Origin of the sequence: Methylibium sp. Root1272, assembly GCF_001425905.1 — a bacterium.
In the GTDB taxonomy this organism is placed as follows: Bacteria; Pseudomonadota; Gammaproteobacteria; order Burkholderiales; family Burkholderiaceae_C; genus Methylibium.
The window spans coordinates 623,223-647,727 of sequence record NZ_LMDY01000001.1 but is presented as its reverse complement, the minus strand read 5'-3'; the positions used below and the strand labels follow the sequence as shown (position 1 = coordinate 647,727).

At 70.5% G+C, this 24,505-nt stretch carries 23 protein-coding genes; 18 read left to right on the top strand and 5 right to left on the bottom strand.

Features of this window, described 5'->3' with window-relative positions; genetic code table 11:
- Position 1: 1 nt before the first annotated feature.
- From ASC67_RS03080 to ASC67_RS03015, 14 genes are all read left to right on the top strand, one after another.
- A complete protein-coding gene (locus tag ASC67_RS03080) occupies positions 2-1,294 on the top strand; it encodes a branched-chain amino acid ABC transporter permease (protein WP_056314949.1) in 1,293 nt (430 codons plus the stop codon).
- On the top strand, positions 1,291-2,064 hold the full coding sequence (locus ASC67_RS03075) for an ABC transporter ATP-binding protein (protein WP_056314947.1): 774 nt from the start codon (positions 1,291-1,293) through the stop codon (positions 2,062-2,064). The genes ASC67_RS03080 and ASC67_RS03075 overlap by 4 nt, the downstream gene beginning before the upstream one ends.
- A complete protein-coding gene (locus ASC67_RS03070) occupies positions 2,064-2,771 on the top strand; it encodes an ABC transporter ATP-binding protein (RefSeq protein WP_056314945.1) in 708 nt (235 codons plus the stop codon). Before ASC67_RS03075 ends, ASC67_RS03070 begins: the two co-directional genes overlap by 1 nt.
- A 267-nt stretch (positions 2,772-3,038) precedes the next feature.
- Positions 3,039-5,132, top strand: a complete 2,094-nt coding sequence (locus tag ASC67_RS03065; protein ID WP_056314943.1) for a 3-hydroxyacyl-CoA dehydrogenase NAD-binding domain-containing protein — start codon at positions 3,039-3,041, stop codon at positions 5,130-5,132.
- 12 nt (positions 5,133-5,144) lie between these two features.
- Positions 5,145-6,320: an acetyl-CoA C-acyltransferase gene (locus tag ASC67_RS03060; RefSeq protein WP_056314941.1), complete on the top strand. Its 1,176-nt coding sequence runs from the start codon at positions 5,145-5,147 to the stop codon at positions 6,318-6,320.
- 16 nt (positions 6,321-6,336) lie between these two features.
- The gene (locus tag ASC67_RS03055) at positions 6,337-8,190 is read left to right on the top strand and encodes an acyl-CoA dehydrogenase (protein WP_056314939.1); all 1,854 of its coding nucleotides are present in this window, start codon (positions 6,337-6,339) and stop codon (positions 8,188-8,190) included.
- A gap of 2 nt (positions 8,191-8,192) precedes the next feature.
- The gene (locus ASC67_RS03050; protein ID WP_056314937.1) at positions 8,193-8,408 is read left to right on the top strand and encodes a hypothetical protein; all 216 of its coding nucleotides are present in this window, start codon (positions 8,193-8,195) and stop codon (positions 8,406-8,408) included.
- Complete coding sequence (locus ASC67_RS03045) at positions 8,408-8,692, top strand: Dabb family protein (protein WP_056314936.1); 285 nt, start codon at positions 8,408-8,410, stop codon at positions 8,690-8,692. Before ASC67_RS03050 ends, ASC67_RS03045 begins: the two co-directional genes overlap by 1 nt.
- Before the next feature lie 77 nt (positions 8,693-8,769).
- Complete coding sequence (locus ASC67_RS03040; protein ID WP_056314934.1) at positions 8,770-10,770, top strand: M3 family metallopeptidase; 2,001 nt, start codon at positions 8,770-8,772, stop codon at positions 10,768-10,770.
- A gap of 31 nt (positions 10,771-10,801) precedes the next feature.
- A complete protein-coding gene (locus tag ASC67_RS03035; RefSeq protein ID WP_056314932.1) occupies positions 10,802-11,257 on the top strand; it encodes a PaaI family thioesterase in 456 nt (151 codons plus the stop codon).
- A gap of 21 nt (positions 11,258-11,278) precedes the next feature.
- Positions 11,279-12,301 carry an NADP-dependent oxidoreductase gene (locus ASC67_RS03030; RefSeq protein ID WP_056314929.1) on the top strand — a complete coding sequence of 341 codons (1,023 nt, stop codon included), beginning with the start codon at positions 11,279-11,281 and terminating at the stop codon, positions 12,299-12,301.
- A gap of 64 nt (positions 12,302-12,365) precedes the next feature.
- Entirely contained in the window at positions 12,366-13,517 is a 1,152-nt protein-coding gene (locus ASC67_RS03025; protein WP_056314927.1) for a fatty acid desaturase, read from the top strand.
- Positions 13,514-14,446: a glutathione S-transferase family protein gene (locus ASC67_RS03020; protein ID WP_056314924.1), complete on the top strand. Its 933-nt coding sequence runs from the start codon at positions 13,514-13,516 to the stop codon at positions 14,444-14,446. Before ASC67_RS03025 ends, ASC67_RS03020 begins: the two co-directional genes overlap by 4 nt.
- Positions 14,443-15,351: an SDR family oxidoreductase gene (locus ASC67_RS03015; RefSeq protein ID WP_056314922.1), complete on the top strand. Its 909-nt coding sequence runs from the start codon at positions 14,443-14,445 to the stop codon at positions 15,349-15,351. The genes ASC67_RS03020 and ASC67_RS03015 overlap by 4 nt, the downstream gene beginning before the upstream one ends.
- A 49-nt stretch (positions 15,352-15,400) precedes the next feature.
- Here the strand turns inward: ASC67_RS03015 and ASC67_RS03010 are convergent, their stop codons facing one another.
- Together ASC67_RS03010 and ASC67_RS03005 are read right to left on the bottom strand one after the other, a co-directional pair.
- Complete coding sequence (locus ASC67_RS03010) at positions 15,401-17,305, bottom strand: ATP-binding protein (protein WP_056314921.1); 1,905 nt, start codon at positions 17,303-17,305, stop codon at positions 15,401-15,403.
- A 146-nt stretch (positions 17,306-17,451) separates the two neighbouring features.
- Positions 17,452-18,171 carry a thioredoxin family protein gene (locus tag ASC67_RS03005; RefSeq protein ID WP_056314919.1) on the bottom strand — a complete coding sequence of 240 codons (720 nt, stop codon included), beginning with the start codon at positions 18,169-18,171 and terminating at the stop codon, positions 17,452-17,454.
- 151 nt (positions 18,172-18,322) lie between these two features.
- Between ASC67_RS03005 and ASC67_RS03000 the strand changes: the two genes are divergently transcribed.
- Positions 18,323-19,582, top strand: coding sequence for a TIGR03862 family flavoprotein (locus ASC67_RS03000; protein ID WP_056314918.1), 1,260 nt, complete (start codon positions 18,323-18,325; stop codon positions 19,580-19,582).
- Between the two features lie 44 nt (positions 19,583-19,626).
- Positions 19,627-20,619, top strand: a complete 993-nt coding sequence (bioB, locus tag ASC67_RS02995) for a biotin synthase BioB (protein ID WP_056314916.1) — start codon at positions 19,627-19,629, stop codon at positions 20,617-20,619.
- 39 nt (positions 20,620-20,658) lie between these two features.
- Here the strand turns inward: bioB and ASC67_RS02990 are convergent, their stop codons facing one another.
- The 3 genes from ASC67_RS02990 to ASC67_RS02980 form a co-directional block, all read right to left on the bottom strand.
- Positions 20,659-20,949 carry a GYD domain-containing protein gene (locus ASC67_RS02990; protein ID WP_011829383.1) on the bottom strand — a complete coding sequence of 97 codons (291 nt, stop codon included), beginning with the start codon at positions 20,947-20,949 and terminating at the stop codon, positions 20,659-20,661.
- Between the two features lie 194 nt (positions 20,950-21,143).
- Entirely contained in the window at positions 21,144-21,908 is a 765-nt protein-coding gene (locus ASC67_RS02985) for a TerC family protein (RefSeq protein ID WP_056314914.1), read from the bottom strand.
- Positions 21,909-21,995: 87 nt separating this feature from the next.
- The gene (locus tag ASC67_RS02980) at positions 21,996-22,334 is read right to left on the bottom strand and encodes a hypothetical protein (protein ID WP_056314913.1); all 339 of its coding nucleotides are present in this window, start codon (positions 22,332-22,334) and stop codon (positions 21,996-21,998) included.
- 134 nt (positions 22,335-22,468) lie between these two features.
- On the opposite strand from ASC67_RS02980, the gene ASC67_RS02975 reads away from it, so the two are divergent.
- Positions 22,469-22,819 carry a hypothetical protein gene (locus ASC67_RS02975; RefSeq protein WP_056314910.1) on the top strand — a complete coding sequence of 117 codons (351 nt, stop codon included), beginning with the start codon at positions 22,469-22,471 and terminating at the stop codon, positions 22,817-22,819.
- A gap of 74 nt (positions 22,820-22,893) precedes the next feature.
- Positions 22,894-24,471: a glucan biosynthesis protein gene (locus tag ASC67_RS02970; RefSeq protein ID WP_056314908.1), complete on the top strand. Its 1,578-nt coding sequence runs from the start codon at positions 22,894-22,896 to the stop codon at positions 24,469-24,471.
- Positions 24,472-24,505: the final 34 nt, after the last annotated feature.

Sequence of the window (24,505 nt, the reverse complement as noted above, 5' to 3'; positions counted from 1 at the left end):
GATGACGCCGGCCTTCCGCTACCGCCCGCGCAACGTCGCGCGGGCGCTCGTCTGGGCGCTGTTCGCGCTGCTGATGGCCGGGGCGCCGTTGCTGTTCGGCAGCGGCCTGTCGCTCACGCTGCTGTCCCAGATGGGCATCGCGATCGTCGCCTGCCTGTCCTACAACATGCTGTTGGGACAGGGCGGCATGCTCAGCTTCGGCCATGCGGTCTACAGCGGCCTCGGCGCCTACCTGACCATCCATGCGCTCAACCGCGTGGCCGGCGGCCAGTTGCCGCTGCCGGTGAGCCTGGTGCCGCTGGTCGGTGCGCTCGCCGGGATCGGCGTGGCGGTGCTGCTGGGCTTCGTCACCACCCGCAAGTCGGGCACGCCGTTCGCGATGATCACGCTGGGCCTGGCCGAGCTGGTGTTCGCGATGTCGCTGATGGTGCCCGAGTTCTTCGGCGGCGAGGCCGGCGTCGCCGCCGACCGCGTGATCGGCCGGCCGGTGGCGGGCATCAGCTTCGGCCCGCAGATCCAGGTCTACTACCTGATCGCGCTCTACACCTTCTTCGCCACCGCGGCGATGTTCGCCTTCACCCGAACGCCGCTGGGCCGCATGCTCAACGCGGTGCGCGACAACCCCGAGCGGGTCGGCTTCATCGGCTACGACGCCCAGCGGGTGCGCTACCTCGCCTTCATCATCGCGGGCGGCTTTGCCGGGCTGTCGGGCGGCCTGTACGCGCTGAACTTCGAGATCGTCACCGCCGAGGTCGTGGGCCTGCAGCGCTCGGGGGCCTACCTGCTGTTCACCTTCCTCGGTGGGGCGGGCTTCTTCTTCGGCCCCATCCTCGGCGCGGTGCTGATGGTGCTGGCCTTCGTGCTGTTCAGCGAATTCACCAAGGCCTGGCTGCTCTACCTCGGCCTCGTCTTCCTGTTCATGGTGATGTACGCGCCGGGCGGCCTGGCCGGGCTCGTGATGATGAACCTGCGCGTCGCGGCCTACGGCCGGCTGCGCCCGCTGTGGCCGGCCTACCTCGCGCTGGCCGGCACGGCGCTCACGGTGCTGGCCGGCGTCGGCGCGATGATCGAGATGGTCTACCACCTGCGGCTCGATGCCGCGCTGGGTGGTGGCCCGCTGCGATTCCTGGGTGCGCCGCTGGACCCGCATGGCATCGATAGTTGGGGGGGCGCGACCCTGGTGGCGCTTGCCGGGCTGGGCCTGTTCGAGCTCACGCGCCGCGAGTTCGCCCGTCGATGGGGAGCCGTGCAGCAGCAGATCGCGCACGAGATCCGGCAGAAGGAGGCTTCGTGAGCCCCACGGCCGACCTCGCGCTCGAACTGCGCGGCTTGCGCAAGCATTTCGGCAAGACCGAGATCATCCGCGGCGCCGACCTGCAGGTGCGCGCCGGCGAGCGCGTGGCGCTGATCGGCCCCAACGGCGCCGGCAAGTCGACGCTGTTCAACCTGATCAGCGGCCGCTTCGCGCCCAGCAGCGGAGAGATCCGGCTGCACGGCACACGCATCGATGGCCGCGCGCCGCACGAGATCAACCGCCTGGGCCTGGCGCGCAGCTTCCAGGTCAGCAACCTGTTCACGCGGCTGTCGGTATTCGAGAACCTGCGCTGTGCCGTGCTGTGGAGCCTGGGGCATCGCTACGCGTTCTGGAAGTTCCTGGCCGACCTGCACGATGCCAACGAGCGCGCCGAGCAGGTGATGGCGATGCTCCGGCTCGACCGCAAGCGCGACGTGCCGGCGGCCGATCTGACCTACGCCGAGCAACGCGCGCTGGAGATCGGCCTGACGATCGCCGGCGGGGCCGGCGTGATCCTGCTCGACGAACCCACCGCCGGCATGAGCCGCAGCGAGACGCGCCGCTTCGTGCAACTGATCCGCGAGGTGACCGAGGGCCGCACGCTGCTGACCGTGGAGCACGACATGGGCGTGGTGTTCGACCTGGCCGATCGCATCGCGGTGCTGGTCTACGGCGAGGTGATCGCCTGCGACACGCCGGCCGCGGTGCGGGCCAACGCAGCGGTGCAGGAGGCCTACCTGGGCGCCGCGGTCGCGGCCGAGGATGCGTGATGCTGCGCCTCGACGAACTCCACGCCTACTACGGCAAGAGCCACGTGCTGCACGGCGTGTCGCTGCAGGTGCGGCCGGGCGAGATCGTCAGCCTGCTCGGCCGCAACGGTTCGGGCCGCTCGACCACGGCGAAGGCGGTGATGGGCCTGGTCGACGGTCGCGGCAGCGTCAAGTGGCAGGGCGAGGAACTGCTGGGGCGAGCCCCGTTCGACATCGCCCGCCGCGGCGTCGGCTACGTGCCCGAGAGCCGCGACGTGTTCCCGACCTTGACGGTGCAACAGAACCTGAGGCTCGGGCAGAAGGGCGGGGCAGGGCGGACCGCGCGGCCGCCGCGCTGGCGCCTCGACGATACCTACCGCCTGTTCCCGCGTCTGAAGGAGCGCGAGCACACCGAAGCCGGCCTGCTGTCGGGCGGCGAGCAGCAGATGCTGACGCTGTGTCGCACGCTGATGGGCGACCCCGACCTGGTGCTGATCGACGAACCGACGGAAGGCCTCGCGCCCAGGCTGGTGGAGCAGGTGGCCGGCTTCCTGCGCGAACTGCAGCAGCGCGGCGTCGCGGTGCTGCTGATCGAGCAGAAGCTCACCATCGCGCTCGACGTGGCCCAGCGCTGCTACGTGATGGGCCACGGGCGCATCGTCTTCGAAGGGACCCCGGCGGTCCTGCGCGCCGATGCCGAGGTCCGCCGGGAGTGGCTGGAGGTCTAGGGTCTGTTGACGCTCCCGGAGGCCTGCGCAGCACGGGCCCGAAGGGTGATCCCAGGAAACGGGCGCCCTCGGCGTTGCCCATGCTCGCCGGGGAGCGACCCCGGCTGCGCTGGGCGCCTTGAGGGCGTCCGTTTCCTGGGTCACGCGAGCCCTCCGGGAGCGTCAACAGACCCTGGCCGCTGTCACGGCAGCGACACGCGGCGGCCGCGCTCCTGCGTCAGAATCGAACGACCGTTCTATTTTCGCCGTTACCCGGGGGCCTGATCGATGAGTGCCAGCTACGCAGTTCACGGCCCGGTGGCCGTCATCACGCTCGACAATCCGCCGGTCAACGGCCTGGGCTACGGCACCCGGCGCGGCGTGGCCGACGGCCTGGCGCGCGCGCAGGACGACCCGGCCGTGCGGGCCCTCGTGATCACCGGCGCCGGCCGGGCCTTCTCGGGCGGGGCGGACATCCGTGAATTCGATTCGCCGCAGGCGATGCGCGAGCCCAACCTGCTCAGCCTGATCCTGGCCATCGAGGCGTCGTCCAAGCCCGTGGTCGCTGCGGTCCACACCGTCTGCATGGGAGGCGGGCTGGAGCTCGCGCTCGGTTGCCACTACCGCGTGGCCGCGCCGGGCTGCAAGGTCGGCCTGCCCGAGGTGAAGATCGGCCTGATCCCGGGCGCCGGTGGTACGCAGCGCCTGCCCCGTGTGCTGGGTGTCGAGACCGCGCTGAACATGATCCTCGGCGGCGAACCGGTGGCGAGCGAGGTGCTGGCAAAGCTGCCCGGCCAGCGACTCTTCGACCGGCTGATCGACGGCGATCTGCTGGCCGGTGCGCTGGCCTTCGCGGCCGAGGTGGCAGACCAGCGCCCGCTGCCGCTGGTGCGCCGTCTCGCGGCCAGCCACCCGAACCCCGACGCCTACTTCCAGTTCGCCCGCAACACCGCCGCGGCCATGGCAAAGCAGTTCCCGGCGCCGCGCAAGTGCATCGACATGGTCGCCGCGTCACTGGAGCTGCCGTTCGACGAGGCCATGCGACTGGAGTGGTCGACCTTCACCGCGCTGATGCTCACGCCCGAGAGCCGGGCGCTGCGGCACGTCTTCATGGCCGAGCGCGCCGCTGGCAAGATCGCCGACGTGCCGGCCGACACGCCGGTGCGCAGCGTGAAGCGGCTCGCCGTCATCGGTGCCGGCACCATGGGCGGCGGCATCGCGATGAACTTCCTGAACGCCGGGCTGCCGGTGGTGATGCTGGAGACGAAGCAGGAGGCGCTGGACCGTGGCGTCGCCACGATCCGCGGCAACTACGACGCCCAGGTGAAGAAGGGCAAGCTGAAGGCCGAGCTGGCCGAGCAGCGCCTGGGCCTGCTGAGCACGACATTGGACTATGCCGACCTGGCCGACGCCGACATGGTGATCGAGGCCGTGTTCGAGGACCTGGGCGTCAAGGAGCAGGTGTTCCGCCGGCTCGACGAGGTGATGAAGCCCGGCGCCATCCTCGCCTCCAACACCTCCACGCTCGACCTGAACCGCATCGCCGCGTTCACGCAGCGGCCGCAGGACGTGATCGGCACCCACTTCTTCAGCCCGGCCAACGTGATGAAGCTGCTGGAGGTGGTGCGCGGCGAGCAGACCGCGAAGGACGTGCTCGCCACCGTGATGCAGCTGGGCAAGAAGATCCGCAAGACCTGCGTGGTCTCGGGCGTGTGCGACGGCTTCATCGGCAACCGCATGGTCGAGCAGTACCTGCGACAGGCCTTCCTGCTGGTCGACGAAGGCAGCACGCCACAGCAGGTGGACAAGGCGATCGAGCGCTTCGGCTTCGCGATGGGCCCATTCCGCATGAGCGATCTGGCGGGCAACGACATCGGCTGGGCGATCCGCAAGCGCCGCTACGCCGAACGGCCGCACATGCAGTACAGCAAGACCCCCGACCTGCTGTGCGAGAAGGGCCGCTTCGGTCAGAAGACCGGTGCCGGCTGGTACGACTACCAGGCCGGCAAGCGCGACGCGATCCCGTCGCCGGTGGTGCTCGAGCTGATCGAAGGCCATCGCAGGACGCTGGGCATCACACCGCGCAAGATCGGCGACGACGAGATCGTCGAGCGCCTGGTCTACGCGCTGGTGAACGAGGGCGCGCACCTGCTGGAGGAGGGCATCGCCGCCAAGGCCAGCGACATCGACATGGTCTACCTCACCGGCTACGGTTTTCCGCTGCACCGTGGCGGGCCGATGCGCCATGCCGACGAGGTGGGCCTGTTCAACGTCGTGCGAGCGATGCGTCGCTTCCAGCGCAATCCGCTCGACGACGCCACATTCTGGGAGCCCGCGCCCTTGCTGGCGCGCCTGGCCACCGACGGCACCACATTCGGTTAGGACGCAGTCATCATGACGAAAGCAGTGATCGTCTCCACCGCCCGCACGCCGCTCGCCCGGAGCTGGAAGGGTGCCTTCAACATGACCCACGGCGCGACGCTCGGCGGCTTCGCGGTGCAGGCCGCGGTGCAGCGCGCCGGCATCGAGCCCGCGGAGGTCGAGGACGTGATCCTCGGCTGCGCCTTCCCCGAGGGCGCGACCGGCAGCAACATCGCGCGCCAGGTCGCGCTGCGGGCCGGGCTGCCGGTCACCGTGAGCGGCCTCACCGTCAACCGCTTCTGCTCCAGCGGCCTGCAGAGCATCGCGCTCGCCGCGCAGCGCATCGTGGCCGGCGAGGGCAGCACCTATGTGGCGGGTGGCGTGGAGAGCATCTCCTGCGTGCAGAACGAGACGAACCGCCACATGCTGGCCGACCCCTGGCTGCGCGAGCACAAGCCCGAGATCTACTGGCCGATGCTGCAGACCGCCGAGACGGTGGCGCGGCGCTACGGCATCGCGCGCGAGCGCATGGACCGCTACGGGGCGGCCAGCCAGCAGAAGGCCTGCGCGGCGCAGGAGGCCGGCCGGTTCGCAGACGAGATCGTTGCCGTCAGCGTGACGGCGGGCACGGCCGATCCGGTGCGCGGCGTGCGCAGCAGGGAAGTCACCGTGAGTGCCGACGAGGGCCTGCGCCCCGGCACCACCTACGAGGCCGTGGCCGGCATCCGCAGCGCCTTGCCGGGCGGCGTGGTGGCGGCCGGCAACGCCAGCCAGTTCTCCGACGGTGCCGGCGCCTGCGTCGTGATGGACGAGACGCTCGCCGAGCGCCGGGGCCTGAAGCCGCTGGGCCGCTTCCTCGGTTTCGCGGTGGCCGGCTGCGAGCCCGACGAGATGGGCATCGGCCCGGTGTTCGCGGTGCCCAAGCTGCTGCAGCGCCTGGGCCTGGCCATCGACGACATCGACCTGTGGGAGCTCAACGAGGCCTTCGCGGTGCAGGTGCTGTACTGCGCCGACCGCCTGGGCCTGCCGATGGACCGGCTCAACGTCAACGGCGGCGCGATCGCGGTGGGCCATCCCTACGGCGTCAGCGGCCAGCGCCTGGTCGGCCATGCGCTGCTCGAAGGCCGCCGCCGCGGGGCCAGGCGGGTGGCCGTCACGATGTGCATCGGCGGCGGCATGGGCGCGGCCGGCGTGTTCGAGGTGCTGTGAATCGAGCCTGCGTGCCATGAGCTTTCGCGCCACGCTCGACTTCCTGCTGCACGACTGGCTGCGCGTCGACACGCTGACGCAACGCCCGCGCTTCGTCGAGCACAGCCGCGACACCTTCGACGCGGTGCTCGACACCTGCGAGCGCATCGCCCGCGAGACCTTCGAGCCCGCCAACCGGCGCGCCGACGCGCAGGAGCCGCGCTTCGACGGCGAGCGCGTGCACCTGCCCGACAGCACCAGGACCGCGACCGATGCCTACGCCGCGTCGGGCATGCTGGCTGCGGCGCAGGACGCCGAGATCGGCGGCATGCAGCTGCCCTGCGTGGTCGAGATGGCCGCCAACGCCTTCTTCTTCAAGGGCAGCGTGGCGATCAGTGCCTACGCGATGCTGACCACCGGCAACGCCAGCCTGCTGATAGCGCACGGCACGCCGCAGCAGATCGACAGCTTCGCGCGGCACGAGTTCTCCGGTCGCTGGTTCGGCAGCATGTGCCTGTCCGAGCCGCAGGCCGGCTCGAGCCTCGGCGACGTGGCCACCCGCGCCCGACCCGACGGCGAGGGCAGCGAGCTCGACCCGCTGGGGCCGCGCTACCGGCTCAGCGGCCACAAGATGTGGATCTCGGGTGGCGAGCATGAGCTCACCGAGAACATCGTCCACCTCGTGCTCGCCAAGATCCCCACGGACGACGGCACGCTGCCGGCCGGCGTGAAGGGCCTGTCGCTGTTCGTCGTGCCGAAGTGGCTGGTGCAGCCCGGGGGCCGACTCACCGGCGAGCGCAACGACGTGGCGCTGGCGGGCCTGAACCACAAGCTCGGCTACCGCGGCACGACCAACACGTTGCTGAACTTCGGCGAAGGCCGCTTCCGGCCGGGCGGTGCGGCCGGGGCGGTGGGCTACCGCGTCGGCGCGCCGGGCGAGGGCCTGCGCTGCATGTTCCACATGATGAACGAGGCGCGCATCGGCGTCGGCCTCGGTGCGGTGATGCTGGGCTACGCCGGCTACGAGAGCAGCCTGGCCTACGCGAAGCAGCGGCCGCAAGGCCGGCCGCTCGGCGCCAAGGACGCCGGCCGACCGCCGGTGGCGATCGTCGAGCACGCCGACGTGAAGCGCATGCTGCTGGCGCAGAAGGCCTATGTCGAGGGCGGTCTGGCGCTGGCGCTCTACTGCGCGCGCCTGGTCGACGACAAGCGCAGCGGCAACGCCACAGAGCAGGCCGAGGCCGGCGTGCTGCTGGAGCTGCTGACGCCGATTGCGAAGAGCTGGCCCAGCGAGTGGTGCCTGGAGGCCAACAGCCTGGCGATCCAGGTGCTCGGCGGCAGCGGCTACACGCGCGACTTCCCGGTCGAGCAGCACTGGCGCGACAACCGGCTGAACATGATCCATGAGGGCACCCACGGCATCCAGGCGCTGGATCTGCTGGGCCGCAAGGTGGTGATGGAGGGCGGGAAGGGCCTGCGGCTGCTGGCCGGCCGCATCGACGCCAGCATCGCGCGTGCCGGCCAGGTGGTCGGGCTGGCGGAGCAGGGCAACGCGCTGGCGCGGGCGCTGCAGCACCTGGGCGCCGCCACCAAGGCGGCCTGGGCCAGCGGCGAGCCGCGCGACGCGCTCGCCAACGCCACGCCCTACCTGCAGGCCTTCGGCCACGTGGCGCTGGCGTGGATGTGGCTGGAGCTCGCGCTCGCGGCCCGCGTCGCTCTCGACGCGCCGGCCGGCTCCTCGTCAGGCGCGGGGGGCGCCGCGATCTACCATGGCAAGCTCGCCGCGGCGCGCTACTTTTTCCATTACGAGCTGCCGAAGATCGGCGCCTGGCTCGCGGTGGTCGAGACGCGCGACGCGACCTGCCGTGACCTGGACCCCGACTTCCTCTGACGATGAAACCCCAAACCCTCGACTCCCTGATCTGGCCGCTGATCTTCGGCGGCATGGCGCTGCTGATGCTCGGCCTCTGGACGATCGATGCCTCCGCCTTGCTCGGCCACGGCCTGGCGTGGAGCGGCACGGTGCTGATCGCCGTCGGCGCGGTGATGATCTGGCTGCGCTCGCGCCTGCCGGCCTCCGGCGACGGTAACGGCGAAGGGGGGCCGTGATGATCCACCACGTGGTGATCTGGACCCTCAAGGACCCGGCCGACGCGCCGCGCTTCAAGGCCCTGCTCGACAGCTGTTCCGACCTGGTGCCGGGCATGCTGGCCTTCGATGTCGGCATCCGCACGCCCGGCCTGGAAGCCAATGCCGACGTGGTGCTGGTGTCCGCGTTCGCCGATGCCGCCGCGCTCGACGCCTACCAGCAGCATCCGGCCCATCAGGCGGTCGCTGCGCAACTCGGCCCGCTGCGCAGCGACCGCCGCGGCGTCGATTACGCGTCGCCCTGAGGCCGGCCACCGACGGCCTCGCGCGGAACGTGCCGCCCGGCCCCGGCGATCGCCGACCCCCACCTTTCCCGAGCCGCATGAACGCTTCCGTCCTCGCTTCCCTTTCCCTGCTGCTCCGGCTGTCGAGTTGCGTCGCCCTGTTCGGCGCCAGCGGCTGGAGCGCCGCGGCCGACACCGCGCCCTATGTCTTTCCGAGCTACCGCGACGGCGCCACCGTGAAGACGCGCTGCGACCTCACGCTGCGCGAGATCGAGGCGCAGGCGCGGCGCATCGCGGCTGGTGTCGGCCCGGACGGCGTGCTGCTCGAGATCGACCGACTCGGGCAGACGGCCGACGACAGCCTGTCGCCGGTGTTCTTCCTGGCCAACGTGCACCCGGCCAAGGCGGTGCGCGACGCTGCCGAGGCCTGCGAGCTGCGCTACCAGGCCTTCACCAGCCGGCTGTACCAGAACGCCAGGATCTACCGGCGCCTGCAGGCGCTGCAGACCGCCGATGCGATCGACCAGCAGATGCGGGCCGATCTGCTGGCGAGTTTCGAGGACGCCGGGGTCGGCCTGCCCGCCGCGAAGCGCGACCGCGCGCGCGCGCTGAACGACGAGCTGGGCCGGCTGTCGCAGGACTTCGAGCGCCGCCTGCGCGAGGACAAGACCCGCGTCGCCTTCACCGACGCCGAGCTCGACGGCGTGCCCGTCGGCGTGTGGAACACCGCCCCCCGCAATGCGCAGGGCCAGGTGCTGCTGGGTCTCGACTACCCGACCTACTCACCGGTGGTGGAGAGCGCCCGCAGCCCGGTGGCGCGCGAACGAATGTGGCGGGCCTTCCAGGCGCGTGGCGGCCAGGCGAACCTGAAGACGCTGGCGCGGCTGGGCGAGAAGCGCCGCAGCTACGCGCGCCTGTTCGGCGTCGAGAGCTATGCCGACTTCACGCTGCGCCGCCGCATGGCACTGAACGTGAGCAACGTGCAAGCCTTCCTCGGCGAGGTGAAGGGCGAGCTGGGCCAGCGCGAGGAACGCGACCTGTCCGAACTGCGGGCGGCCAAGGCCGCCGAGTTGAAGACCGCACCCGACACCACGCCGCTGAAACGCTGGGATGTGGGCTACTACATCGAGCGCGTCAAGCGCGAGCGCCTTGCGCTCGACCAGGAGAGCTTCCGCCGCTATTTCCCGCCGCAGGCCAGCGTCGACTTCGTGTTCGCGCTCGCCGGCCGGCTGTTCGGCGTGGACTTCGAGCCGGTGCCGCAGTCGCTGTGGCACCCGGATGCGAAGGCCTACGCCGTAGTCGACGCGGCCAGCCGCAAGCCGCTGGCCACGCTCTACCTCGACCTCTACCCCCGCGCCGACAAGTACGGCCACGCGGCGGTGTGGCCGCTGCGCGGCTCGTCGACCTGGAGCGGCCAGCTGCCGACGGCCGCGCTGGTGACCAACTTCGACCGCCAGGGCCTGACGATCGACGAGCTGGAGACGCTGCTGCACGAGTTCGGCCATGCGCTGCACGTCACGCTGTCGCACACGCGCTATGCCGCGCAGGCCGGCACCGCGGTCAAGCTCGACTTCGTCGAGGCGCCGTCGCAGATGCTGGAGGAGTGGGTCTACGACGCCCAGGTGCTGGCGCTGTTCCAGCAGGTCTGCGCGAGCTGCGAGCCGGTGCCGGCCGACCTGCTGGCGCGCGCCGTGCAGTCGCGCAGCTTCGCCAAGGGGCTGCAGTTCGCGCGCCAGCATCTGTACGCCAGCTACGACCTCGCGCTGCACGACAAGGACGCGCCGGACCCGATGGCGCTGTGGGCCCGCATGGAGAGCGCCACACCGCTCGGCTACGAGCCCGGCTCGCTGTTCCCGGCCGGCTTTTCGCACGTCGCCGGCGGCTACGGCGCCGGCTACTACGCCTACCTCTGGAGCCTGGCGATCGCGCAGGATCTGCGCACCGCCTTCGCGGCCGATCCGCTGGACCCGGCGGTCGGTCGGCGCTACCGTGAGACGGTGCTGGCCAACGGCGGCCAGGCCCCGCCCACCGAGCTGGTGGCTCGCTTCCTGGGACGTGCGCCGAGCAACGCCGCCTTCTTCGAGTGGCTCGAGCGCTGAGCCGGCGCCTTCCTCCGACGGACCCGACACGATGGACTTCCCGGTACAGATCCCCTTCGTGGAGCAACTCGGCTTCGAGTTGGTCCACCTGGCCGACGGCGAGGCGGAGATCACGGTGCGCGTGGTGGACGCCCTGACCAACTCCTTCCAGGTCGCTCACGGTGGCCTGACGATGACGCTGCTCGATGTCGCGATGGCCCATGCCGCGCGCAGCGCCAACCACGCGCAGGCGGGGCTCGGCCCCGGCGTCGTGACGGTGGAGATGAAGACCAGCTTCCTGCGTCCCGGCGAGGGACTGCTGCGCTGCCACGGTCGGCTGCTGCACCGCACCGCCACGCTGGCGTTCTGCGAAGGCCGCGTGCTCGGTGAGGACGGCGCGCTGTGCGCGCACGCGACCGGCACTTTCAAGTACCTGCGCGCGCTGCCGGCCGGCGCGCGCGAACCGAAGTCGCTGCAGCGCCGTCTCGACGGCAGCGGCTCCGACTGAAACCCGCACCGGAGAGCGACCATGAACGCGACGATCAACCAGCAGATCCTGCTCGCCTCCCGGACCGAGGCCGAGCCGACGGTCGACAACTTCCGCCTCGTCGAGACGCCGCTGGCCGAGCTGGAGGACGGCCAGGTGCGGGTGCGCCACCACTACCTCTCGCTCGACCCCTACATGCGCGGCCGCATGAACGAGGGCCGCAGCTACGCCCAGCCCCAGCCGCTGGGCGAGGTGATGATCGGCGGCACCGTCGGCGAGGTGGCGGCCTCGCGCAATCCGTACTTCGCCGTCGGCGATGCCGTCGTCGGCATGGGCGGCTGGCAGCTCTACCAGACTGTCGACGCCAAGCAGCGCGGTGCGCTGCAGAAGGTCGACACGAGCCAGGTCCCGCTGCCGGCCTACCTGGGCGCGGTGGGCATGCCGGGCGTGACGGCGTGGTACGGCCTCACGCAGATCATCGCGCCTCAGGCCGGCGAGACCGTGGTGGTCAGCGCGGCGAGCGGTGCGGTCGGCGGTGCGGTGGGGCAGTTGGCGAAGGCGCGCGGCGCCCGCGTGGTCGGTCTCGCCGGCGGGCCGGAGAAGTGCGCCTACGTCAGCGGCGAGCTGGGCTTCGACGCCTGCATCGACTACCGCCAGCATCCGGATCTCAAGTCGCTGAGCGCCGCGCTGAAGGCCGCGTGCCCGAACGGCATCGACGGTCACTTCGAGAACGTCGGCGGACTGATCCTCGACGCCGTGATGCTGCGTGCGAATGCCTTCAGCCGCATCGCCTTCTGCGGAATGATCGCCGGCTACAACGGCGAGCCGATCCCGATGCAGAACCCTTCGCTGATCCTGGTGAACCGGATGAAGCTGCAGGGCTTCATCGTCAGCGAGCACATGGCGCTGTGGCCACAGGCACTGAAAGAGCTCGCGGAGGCGGTGGCGAGCGGCCGACTCAAGTACCGCGAGAGCATCGCCGAGGGCCTGGCCGGCGCGCCGCAGGCCTTCCTCGGGTTGCTGAAGGGCCGCAACTTCGGCAAGCAGCTGGTGAAGCTGGTCTGAGCCCGGGTCGGAACCGGCAGCGCCCACGAGCCGTCGAACCTCCAGGGCATCGCAGGAGCACCGCATGGACGACAGCACGCCGCCGCCGCACGCGGGCGAGGAGTTCCGCGAGGATCTGCGGCCGCTGGCCGCGCCGGCGGCGCGCGCCGGGCAGGGCACAGCCGCCGCGCGCCGCGTGCTCAGCGCGCAGGAACTGGCGCCGCTGACGCGCCTGAGCGACGGCCGCTCGATGGGTGCGCTGGCGCTCAGCGTCGGCGTCAGCGCCGCGGCGATCGCCTTCGGGCTGGCCGTCTGGCCCAGCCCCTGGGTGCTGGCGAGCGTTCTCGTGGTCGGGGTGCAGCAGCACGGCTTCTTCATCCTCGCCCACGAGGCGGCGCACTACCGGCTGCTGTCGAACCGGCGGCTCAACGACGTACTGGGGCGGCTGATCGGCATGGCCGGCGGCATCTCGATGAGCACCTACCGCGTGATCCACCGGCTGCACCACAACCACCTCTACGGCCCGCAGGACCCCGACACCGCGATCCACGGCGGCTACCCGCGCGGCGTGGCCTACCTGTGGAGAAAGCTCGGCGAAGACCTGCTCGGCTGGAACGCCTGGAAGACCTACGCCTACTTCTTCGGCGCGCCGGCGATCCGCGACGAGGCCGCTGCGGCGGGCGAGGGCGCAGGGCGTACGCAGAAGCTGCTGAACGACACCTCGCAGGGCCTGCGGCGCACCGCGCGCCAGGACCGCTGGGGAGTGGTGGCCGCACAGCTGGCGTTGCCGGCGGCGAGCTTCGGCCTCGGCGGCTGGCAGGGACTGGCGCAGTACGCGGTGCTGTGGGCGCTGCCGCTGCTGACGGTGCTGCAGCCCATCCTGCGGCTGCGCGCGATCTGCGAGCACGGCGCGGTCGCCGATCTCGGCTCGCCGCTGACGGCGGCGCGCAGCAATCTCACCGGGGCGGCGAAGAGCGGCCGGGCGGCCGACACGCTGCTGAACCTGCTGGGCCGCGCGCTGCTGTTCCCGCACCACGTGAACCACCACCTCGAGCACCACCTGTACCCGGCCGTGCCGCACTACCACCTGCCGCGGCTGCACCGGCTGCTGGCGGCCAAGGGTGTGCTCGACGGCGCCGAGGTGCGCGACCTGTCCGACACCTTCCACCGCATCTTCGCGCCACGGCCCGCGCACCGCGCCGCACCCCCGACTTTCCCTGGAGCCTCGACACCATGAGCGACCTGATCCTGCACCACTACCCGGCCTCGCCGTTCGCCGAGAAGACTCGGCTCATGCTCGGCTACAAGCGGCTGGCCTGGCGCAGCGTGACCATCCCGATCATGATGCCCAAGCCGAACCTGGTGGCCCTGACGGGCGGCTACCGCAAGACGCCCGTGCTGCAGGTCGGCGCCGATGTGTACTGCGACACCGCGTTGATCGCCCGCGTGATCGAGGCCCGCGCGCCCGAGCCCACGCTCTATCCGGCCGAATCGGCGGGCGTGGCGCCGCTGATCGCGCAGTGGGCCGACTTCACTCTGTTCTGGACGGCGGTGCCCTACACGCTGCAGCCGGCCGGCATGGCGGCCATCTTCGCCGGCGCGCCGCCCGAGGTGCTGAACGCCTTCGGCGCCGATCGCGCAGCGATGACATCGGGGCTGCACTGGCCGGCCGTGAGCGACGCGACCGCGCAATTGCACAACCACCTGGGCTGGATCGAGCAGCGGCTGGCCGACGGCCGGGCCTTCCTGGGGGGCGGCACGCCGAGCATCGCGGACTTCTCGGTGGCGCACTGCGTCTGGTTCGTGAAGAGCGCGCCGCCGGTGGTCGGCATCCTCGACGCCTACCCGAAGCTGCTGGCCTGGCATGCCCGCGTACTGGCCTTCGGGCACGGAAGACCCGAGGCGCTCGGCGAAGACGAGGCTCTGGCCATCGCGGCCGGTGCGAAGGCGCACGCGCCGGTGAGCGTGGAGCCGGGCCTGGGCTTCGAGTCGGGCGAGCGCGTCGCGGTGTCGGCTGTGGACTACGGCCGTGACCCGGTGGTCGGGCCGCTGGTCGGGTTGACGCGAGAGTCCGTCACGGTCGAGCGCCGCGACGACCGGGCAGGGCGGCTGCATGTGCATTTCCCGCGCCTGGGCTTCCAGATCAAGAAGGACGCGACGGCATGATCCAGCAGCTTGCCGGCCGCACCGCGGTCATCACCGGAGCGGGCTCGGGCTTCGGCCTGGAAGCCTCGCGCGTCGCGGCCCGCGCGGGCATGAAACTCGTGATGGCCGACGTGCAGGCCGACGCGCTGGAGCGGGCCGTGGCCGAGATCGAGGCGCTGGGGGCCGAGGTGCTGCCGTTCCGGCTCGACGTGGCGCAGGCCGCCGAGGTCGAGGCGCTCGGGGCCGCGACGCTGGCGCGCTTCGGCGCGCCGCACCTGGTGTTCAACAACGCCGGAGTCGGTGCAGGAGGCCTGATCTGGGAGCACACGCTGAAGGATTGGGAGTGGGTCGTCGGCGTCAACCTGATGGGCGTGGCGCATGGTGTCCGCGTGTTCACACCGATGATGCTGGCGGCTGCGGCGCAGGACCCCGGCTACGAAGGGCACATCGTCAACACGGCGTCGATGGCCGGACTGCTGAACACGCCGAACATGGGCGTGTACAACGTCACCAAGCATGCCGTGGTGTCGCTCAGCGAGACGCTGTACCAGGATCTGAGGATGGTGACCGACCGCATCGGCGCCTCGGTGCTCTGCCCGTACTTCGTACCGACCGGCATCGGCGACAGCCACCGCAACCGGCCGACCGACTTGCGCGGACAGCGGGCCACGCAGAGCCAGCGCGTCGCGCACACGATGATCGGCAAGGCCGTGGAATCGGGGCGGGTCAGTGCGGCGCAGGTGGCGCAGTTCGTGTTCGATGCCGTGCGAGAAGGTCGCTTCTACGTCTACAGCCATCCGCAGGCCCTGGCAGGCGTGCAGACACGGATGGAGGACATCGTCCAGGGCCGCAACCCCAGCGATCCCTATCAGAGCAAGCCCGAGCTGGGCCAGCAACTGAAGGCGGCACTGCGTCCAGCGTCTTGACGTGATTTATCACTTTAAGAAAAATTAATAAACTATTGTTTTTAAACAATTAAATTTCATTCTTAAAGTGATTTCTGCGTGGCAGCGCGAAGTAGAAACTGGTGCGCTCATTCGGCACGGAGTGGGCCCAGACGCGGCCGCCATGGCGGTGCACCACGCGCTTGACGATCGACAGGCCGATGCCGGTGCCGGGGAACTCGGAACTCCGGTGCAGACGCTGGAAGGCACCGAACAGGCGCGCGGCCTGGCGCATGTCGAAGCCGACGCCGTTGTCGCTGACGCGGTAGATCACTTCGTCATCGGTGGTTTCGGCCGTGATCTCGATGCGCGGTGAGGCGGTACGGCGGCTGAACTTGCAGGCATTGGCGAGCAGGTTCTGCCACACCTGTCGCAGCAGGACCGGATCGCCTTCGATCTGCGGCAATTCGGCGATGACCACCTCGACCACTGCCGGCAACCCCTGGCCCGCAACCGCGACCTGAGCGGAGCGCAGCGGTTCGGCCACGGCGCGTGCCTGGTCCTCCATCGACACCACGACGTACTGCAGTTCCTGCTGCTCCACTTGTGCGAGCACCATCAACTCGTCCACCAACAGGCGCAGCCGGTCGCATTCGGCCGCCAGCAGCTTGAGCAGGCTCCGCGAGCGCTCTTCCAGGCGGTCGCCTTCCTGGTCGAGCACCTGCCGCAGCGCCATGCCCATCGAGCCGATCGGTCCCTTCAGGTCGTGCGAGACGCTGTGGCTGAAGCTCTTGAGATCGGCGTTGGCCAGTTCGAGCGCCTCGGTGCGCTCGCTGACGCGCTGTTCCAGCGTCTCGTTGAGCCGAAGCAGCTCCTGGCCGCGCTGCTGCAGCCGCGACATCAGCGTGCCGAGCGAGGCGGACAGCTGCGTGATCTCGTCGCGCGGGGGCCCATCGTCGATCACGGGCCAGCCTTCGACCGCCAGCGCCTGCGCCTGCCGTGCCACGTCGCGCAGGGGCGCCGTGAGGCGCCCCGCAAGCCACCAGCCGAACAGTCCGAACAGGCCGGCGCCCAGCAAACCGATTGCGGTGATCTGCCACTGCAGCTGACGGGCCGGCGCCAGCGCCGTGTCGATGGGCTGACGCACCAGCACGGTCCAGCCCAGACCGGGGTAGTCGCGGTGGCCCGAGCCTCGAACCGCCGCGGTGAGGTAGTCCTGGCCGTCGCTCCAGGTCTCGGTGCCGTGCCCGCGCAGGAGCAGGGGCGCGATGCGTGATTGCGGCAGCCGTGCATCGGCGCGGCCGAGCGGGCCGAGCAGCGGTTGGCCATCGCGATCGACGATCAACACATCGACCCGGCGCTCGGCTTCGACCGGCTTCAGCACGTTCTGGCGGCGCTCCTCGGCCCATTTCCAGCTCAGGTGCGCGCCGAGCACGCCGACCTTGCGATCGCCACGGACGATCGGAGCCGCCACGTCGACGAAGCGCGGCGGCTCGTTCCCGCTCGGGCCGGGCAGCAGGCTCGCCAGCAGCACGGCCTCGTGCACGTCGCCGACGAAGGGTGCGGACCGGGCTTCCTTGAACCAGGGGCGCTGGGAGACGTCGCGCGTCTCGAGGAGTCCGCCGGTGGCCGCCAGCACGGTGCCGTCCGCATCGGTGACGCCGATCCATGCGTAGTGCTGGTAGGTGAGCTGCAACTGCTCGAGCACCGGCCGCCAGCGGTCCGGGTGCTCTTCGGTGGCGAAGAGTTCGCTGAAGCTCGCGACGTTCTGGATCTCGCGATAGCGCTCGAACAAGCCGTTGTCGAGACTGGCTGCCATCCGCGAAGCCAGCAGGGTCAGGCTCTCGCCGATGTCGTTGCTGACCTGCCGCCTCGCCTGGTGGCCCGACACGACCGCGACGGCAGAGAAGATCAACAACGCCAGCAGGGCGAAACCCAGGCCGATCTTCAACTGCGTATCGAGGCGGGGGCTCAGGATCGACAGCGAACGGCGCATCGGTCTGTCCGGCGGCCCGGCGAGGGCGTCGCGGCGCTGGTGGAATGCGCGAAGGCTAACACCCGGCGTGGCTCGTGCGAGCGGAGTTCCGGGACCTAGGGGGCTCGATCGGGCGACCGTGAGCCATGCCTATCGACGAAGGCCGCTCAGCAATCCAGCCGGAGCGCTTGCAGCGGCAGGCCGGTGCGAGCGTCGACGACGACGAACTGGATGCGGCGCGGCCGTTTCGAGGGTCCGTCGAGCCGTTCCGGATCGACCCGTGGACTGAAACGCAGCGGTCGGTCGGCGATTCGCTCCACGGATTGCAGCTCGCGCACCACGGCGTCGTGTTGCAAGGCCGCGCCTGCGTTTTCGCCGCTGCGCACCTGGGTCCGGTGACCGTCCTCGGTCACGGCCCAGTAGCCCGACAGTTCGCGGGGCGCGCCGGCGAGCGGCTGGACACGGGCCAGGTAATCGTCGCCTTCACGGAGCAGCTCCAGCGAGACCGCCGCCGGCGCCGATGCGTGCGGCAACGCGGGCCAGCGACGGTGGTCCCGTCCGTTGACCAGCACCTGCGGCGTGTAGACGAAGCTCGATCCGCTGACCCGGCCGACCCGCTGCTGACGCAGCGTCCACTCGGGGCTCGCGAAACGGTCGACCCAGCCGAGCCGGTCCCAGTAGTCGACGTGGAAGGCCAGCGCAACGACATCGCTGCGGCGCGCCAGTGTGCTCAGCCAGCGGTCGGCCGGCGGGCAGGAACTGCAGCCCTCCGAGGTGTAGAGCTCGACCACCAGCGGCGCCGTCGGGCCGGAACGAGCGCTGCATGTCGCTTCGGCCGCCGCGGCCAGGGCGGGAACCAGCAGCAGGGCAGTCAGGACTTTGAGCATCGCAGGGCTCCTCGGGCACATGAGCTGCAGTCGATCTCGCGACGAGAACCTGACATGGGCTCGCGTGGCACACTGCGCCGCCCATGAAGTCGCCCCCGATGTTCCACGCTCCGGCACCTTGCACGGCTCGCGCGCCGTTGCAGGCGATTCGATGAGTGCCCCAAGACAACTCGCTGTCATCGGCGGCGGCCCCGCCGGCCTGATGGCCGCCGAAGTGCTGGTGGCGGGCGGCGTGCAGGTCGACCTGTTCGACGCCATGCCGTCGGTCGGACGCAAGTTCCTGCTCGCCGGCAAGGGTGGGCTCAACCTGACGCATGGGGAGGCCTTCGAGCTGTTCCTCACCCGCTATGGTGCACGGCAGGCGCAACTCGCGCCCTGGCTGACGGCCTTCGACCCGGCCGCACTGCGGCAATGGGCCGGTGGGCTGGGCATCGCGACCTTCGTCGGCAGTTCCGGCCGGGTCTTTCCAGCGGACTTGAAGGCTGCGCCGCTGCTGAGGGCCTGGCTGCAGCGCCTTCGCAGCGCCGGAGTGCGCCTCCACCAGCGCCATCGCTGGTGCGGCTGGACGGAGGAGGGCGCGTTGCGCTTCGCGGCGCCCACCGGCGAGCTGACCATCCGTCCCGACGCGACGCTGCTGGCCCTGGGCGGCGCCAGCTGGGCTCGGCTCGGCTCCGACGGGGCCTGGCGACCCTGGCTCGCCGCGCGCGGCGTCGACGTGGCGCCGCTGCAGCCCTCGAACTGCGGCTTCGACGTCGGACGTACCGGCCAGGCGTCGGGTTGGAGCACCCACCTGCGCGAGCGCTTTGCCGGCGCGCCGGTGAAGCCGGTGGCGCTGAGCGTCGAGACGCCCGATGGCCGCCGATTCCACCGCCAGGGCGAGTTCGTCGTCACCGCCACGGGCATCGAAGGCAGCCTGGTCTATGCCGCCTCGGCACTGCTGCGCGACGAGATCGCCGCGCACGGCGAGGCGACCCTCACGCTCGACCTGCTGCCGGACCGCAGCCCGGACTGGGTGGCCGCCGAAGTGGCGCGGCCGCGCGGGCCGCGCTCGCTGTCGACCCACCTCAAGAGCCGGCTCGGCATCGACGGCGTGAAGGCTGCGCTGCTGCACGAGCTGCTGGACAAGGAGCAGTTGCACGATGCCGTGCGCCTCGCCGCGGCCTTGAAGGCGCTGCCGCTGCGGCTGGTGGCGGCCCGGCCGCTCGACGAGGCCATCAGCACCGCCGGCGGCGTGCGCTTCGAGGCGCTCGACGAACGGCTGATGCTCAAGGCGCTGCCCGGCGTGTTCTGCGCCGGCGAGATGCTCGACTGGGAAGCGCCGACTGGCGGCTACCTGCTCAATGCCTGCTTCGCCACCGGCCGTGCGGCGGGGCAGGGCATGCTGGCCTGGCTGGCAGCAGGCCAGCACTGAAGCGGGCGCGACGCCCGGCCGGCGTCAGCAGGCACAATGGCGGGATGACTGCCACCCAGCCTGTTCATCTCGTGCGCCCGGCGCCCGTCCATGTGCATCCGTCCAGCGAACGCTGGAGCGTGGAGGCCATCGAGGCCCTGTTCGCGCTGCCGTTCAACGACCTGATCTTCCGCGCCCAGCAGGTGCACCGCGAGCACTTCGATGCCAACGCGGTCCAGCGCTCGACGCTGCTCTCGATCAAGACCGGCGGCTGCCCGGAGGACTGCGCCTACTGCCCGCAGTCGGTCCACCACGACACCGGCGTCGAGGCCGACAAGCTGATGGACGTGGCCACGGTGCGGCAGGCGGCCCAGGCCGCGGCCGCGGCCGGTGCCACGCGCTTCTGCATGGGCGCGGCCTGGCGCGAGCCGAAGGACCGCGACATCGAGAAGGTGGTCGAACTGGTGCGCGAGGTGAAGTCGCTGGGCCTCGAGGCCTGCTGCACGCTGGGCATGCTGAGCAAGCCCCAGGCGCAGGCGCTGAAGGAAGCCGGCGTCGACTACTACAACCACAACCTCGACACCTCGCCCGAGGCCTACGGCCGCATCATCAGCACCCGTGTCTACGAGGAGCGCCTGCAGACGCTGGCGCACGTGCGCGACGCCGGCATGAACGTGTGCTGCGGCGGCATCGTCGGCATGGGCGAGAGCCGGCGCGAGCGCGCCGGGCTGGTGGCCCAACTGGCCAACCTCGACCCGCATCCGGAGTCGGTGCCGATCAACGAACTGGTGCAGGTCGAGGGCACGCCGCTGGCCGGCAGCGAGAAGCTCGACCCCTTCGAGTTCGTGCGCACCATCGCCGTCGCGCGCATCACCATGCCCACCGCCTACGTGCGGCTGTCGGCCGGCCGCCAGGAGATGGGCGACGCGATCCAGGCACTGTGCTTCCTGGCCGGCGCCAATTCCATCTTCTACGGCGACAAGCTGCTGACGACCGGCAACCCGGACGTCGAGCGCGACGAGGCGTTGTTCGAGCGGCTCGGCCTCAAGTCGGCCTGAACCCGGGGAGCGGTGCCTGCACGGCGGGCACGGGCCTGTTCAACCGAGCTTCTTGACGAAGCCGCGCATCTCGCTGGCCGAGTAGCCGCGCATCGTCTGCGTCCTCACGTTGCCCAACTGCGCCATCTTCAGCGCGCTGAGCATTGCGCCTTCCTCGGGGCCCTCGGTGATCAGCACCAGGTCGTAGGGCCCCTGGGTCCAGTGCACGCTCTTGACCGTGACGCCCAGGCCCTCGGCCAGCGCCTTGTAAGCCTCGAATCGCTCCGGCGAGTCCTTGATGCTGCGTGCGCCCTGGTCGGTGAAATTCACCAGTGTGATGAAGGCAGGCATGGCATTCCCCTCGTGGAGCCCGGTCACCCGGGCAGAACGCCCCGACGTGCTGGCGCCGCGTGCCGGTCGGAGCGTCGTCGGCCCCGGCACCGCGTGCACATCCATCGCACCAGCTTGATAGCTTCGGCGCTGCACGGCTCAAAGACAAGGCCGCCGTGAGGCGGCCCTGCCGGCTGAATCGCTGCGCCGCCGCCTCAGGCCGCTCCCTTGCCGGCCTCGATCGCGGCGCGACGCTTGCCGCGCGAGCGGATGTTCAGGGCCTCGACGCCCAGCGAGAACGCCATCGCCGCGTAGATGTAGCCCTTGGGCACGTGCATGTCGAAGGCCTCGGCCGTCAGGGCCATGCCGACCATCACCAGGAAGGCCAGCGCCAGCACCTTGACCGACGGATGGCGCTCGACGAACTCACCGATCGGCTTGGCCGCCACCAGCATCACGCCGACCGAGGTGACGACCGCGGCGACCATCACGCCGATCTGGTCGACCATGCCCACGGCGGTGATCACCGAGTCGAGCGAGAAGACGATGTCGATCACCGCGATCTGGCCGATGACGCCCCAGAACAGGCGGTTGCCGGCCGCCTTCAGCGCGGCGGCGTCGGTGACGGGCGGGCCGTCCTTCTCGGGGGCCTCGACCTCCACGAAGATCTCGTGCGAGGCCTTGTAGAGCAGGAACAGGCCACCGAACAGCAGCACCAGGTCACGCCCGCTGATGCCCTGGCCGAGCACCGAGAAGAGATCTTCCGTCAGGCCCATCACCCAGCTCAGCGAGAACAGCAGGAGCAGCCGCGAGACCATCGCGAAGCCCAGGCCGAGCCGGCGTGCCTTGTCGCGCATCTCGGGTGGCAGGCGGCTGACGAGGATGGAGATGAAGATGATGTTGTCGACGCCCAGGACGATTTCCAGGGCGGTGAGCATCGCGAAAGCGATCCAGATATTGGGGTCGAGAAGGAATTCCATGGCAGAAGCGTGAATGCGGCGATGCCGCAGCAGGCCTGCAACGCAGGCCGGGGGAACGTTGGGGCCGCGGAGCGTCCGCGGCGGGCTTCAGGCGAAGAGGGCCGTCGCGCGGGGTGGGCGCTGGAGCCCGTCCAGGTAGGGCGGGCGCAGGAGGCCGTCGGCATAAGGCCTGAGCAACGCCGCGCTCGACGCGGTGAAGGTCGGCAACGGTGTCGCCGCCGGCAGCCCCGGGCCATCGGCTGCGCTCTCGGCCTGCCCTTGCGTCATCGGGTCCGACACCGAAAAACGATCGATGGCACGCTCGGTCGCCGCGGCGTCGGCCTGCATCCCTGGGGCCGTCCTGTCGGGGCTCGCCGCGGCAGGCGCAAGGAGGCCGCAGCAGCACAGCAAGAGCGCGACGAGCAGGGCGTGGAGCCGGGAGACCATGCGAGGAATTGTAGTGGGGCCGACGGACTGCACCGTGCGGTGAAGCCTCTCTCCGGTGGAGAGCATGTTGTCCTACAGCGCCCGTTTTCGGCCGCCTACAGACTGTCACGGACGGCGATCTAGCATCTGCAGCCATGACAGCCGAATCCCTCCTTCTCGAGCCTGATAGCGCCGCTCTCGAGGCATCGCAGGCCCCGGCCGACATCGGCTTCGACCTCGAGGCGCATCACAGCACCGAAGTGCTGCTCGCGACGCACCAGGTGCTGGTCGCGCGCTGCGTGATCGACTACGCCGGGCGGGGCGAACGCGTCGAATCCGAACTGGTGATCCCCCGCCGCGAGTGCCAGGGCGACCGTCCGCGCGGCAGCGCGTTGTGGCGCGCCGCTCAGGAACTGCTGGCGCAGTTGCTGCTGCGTCGGCCGGGCCTGCGCCCGACGATCCGCATCGCGATCGGCTCCGAACTCGTTCCGCTCGCGACCGCCTGAAGCCGCAGGCCGCCCGGCCTGCCGCAGCCTCCGGTATCGTACGGAGGCTCGCTTCCTCCTTCTTCGTTTTCTCCATGCAAAGACGACAACTGCTTCGCGGCATCGCCGCGTCCGCCACGCTGCAAGCCCTGCTGGGAGGCAACGCCGCTGCGGCGGGCCTGAAGGCGATCGGCCAGGCCGAGGCCTTCGACTACGCGCTGCTCAAGGGCCGCGCCCGGGCGCTGGCTGCCAAGGCCTACCAGGCGCCGCGGTCGACACTGCCGAAGGCGATCGATTCGCTCGACTGGGACCGTCACCAGGCCATCCGCTTCCGACCCGATCACGCCTTGTGGGGCGATGACGAGCTGCGCTTTCGGGCGCAGTTCTTTCACCTGGGGCTGTTCTTCAAGTCGCCGGTGCGCATTCATGAACTCGTGGACGGCCGCGCCCGCGAACTGGCCTACGACGCGGAGATGTTCGACTACGGCAAGAGCGGCGTGCAGGGCAGCCAGTTGCCGAGCGATCTGGGCTTCGCCGGCTTCCGGCTGAACTTCCACACCGACCTCGAGCGTGACATCTCGGCCTTCCTGGGCGCGAGCTATTTCCGCGCGGTCGGCGGCGACTGGCAGTACGGCCTGTCGGCGCGCGGCCTCGCCATCGACACCGGCCTGCCGCGACCGGAGGAGTTTCCGAACTTCGTCGCCTTCTGGCTCGAGAAGCCGGCACGCCAGTCCAGCAGCATCACCGTCTATGCCCTGCTCGATTCGCCCAGCATCGCCGGTGCCTACCGCTTCGTCATCACGCCGGGCGACACGCAGGTGATGGACATCGATGCGGCGCTCTACCCGCGCAAACCCATCGAGCGCCTGGGCATTGCGCCGCTGACCAGCATGTTCCAGTACGGCGAGAACGACCGCCGCGTCGCCAACGACTGGCGGCCCGAGGTGCACGACAGCGACGGCCTGCAGATGTGGACCGGCAGCGGCGAGTGGATCTGGCGCCCGCTCACGAACCCGGCCACGCTGCGCTTCAACGCCTACCAGGACGAGAACCCGCGCGGCTTCGGCCTGCTGCAGCGTGACCGCGACTTCAACCACTACCAGGACGACGGCGTGTTCTACGACAAGCGGCCCTGCGTGTGGGTCGAGCCGAAGTCGGGCTGGGGTGCCGGCTCGCTGCAACTGGTGGAGATCCCGACCGCCGACGAGACCTTCGACAACATCGTCGCGCTGTGGAATCCGGCGCGCCAGCCCCAGGCCGGCGAGGAGCTGCTGTTCGCCTACCGGCTCTACTGGGGTGCGCAGCCGCCGGCGCGGCCGCCGCTCGCGCGCTGCGTGGCCACGCGCACCGGCCTGGGCGGTGTGATCGGTCAGCCGCGCAAGTATTTCTCGTGGCGCTTCGCGGTCGATTTCGCCGGTGGCGACCTGTCGCTGATCGGGCCGAAGGCCAAGGTGGAGGCCGTCGTCAGCGCCTCGCGCGGCCGGGTGGAGATCACGTCGGCGAGGCCCTTGGCCTCGGTCTCGGGCTTCCGGGCGATGTTCGACGTGGTACCGCCCGCCGGCACCGAGCCGATCGACCTGCGCGTCTACCTGCGCTGCGATGGCCAGTCGCTCAGCGAGACCTGGCTCTACCAGTGGAGCCCGCCGCCCGCGGCCGAACGCAAGCTGGGCTGAAGGGCACGCCGAGATGCAACCGCCGGTGTCCGGC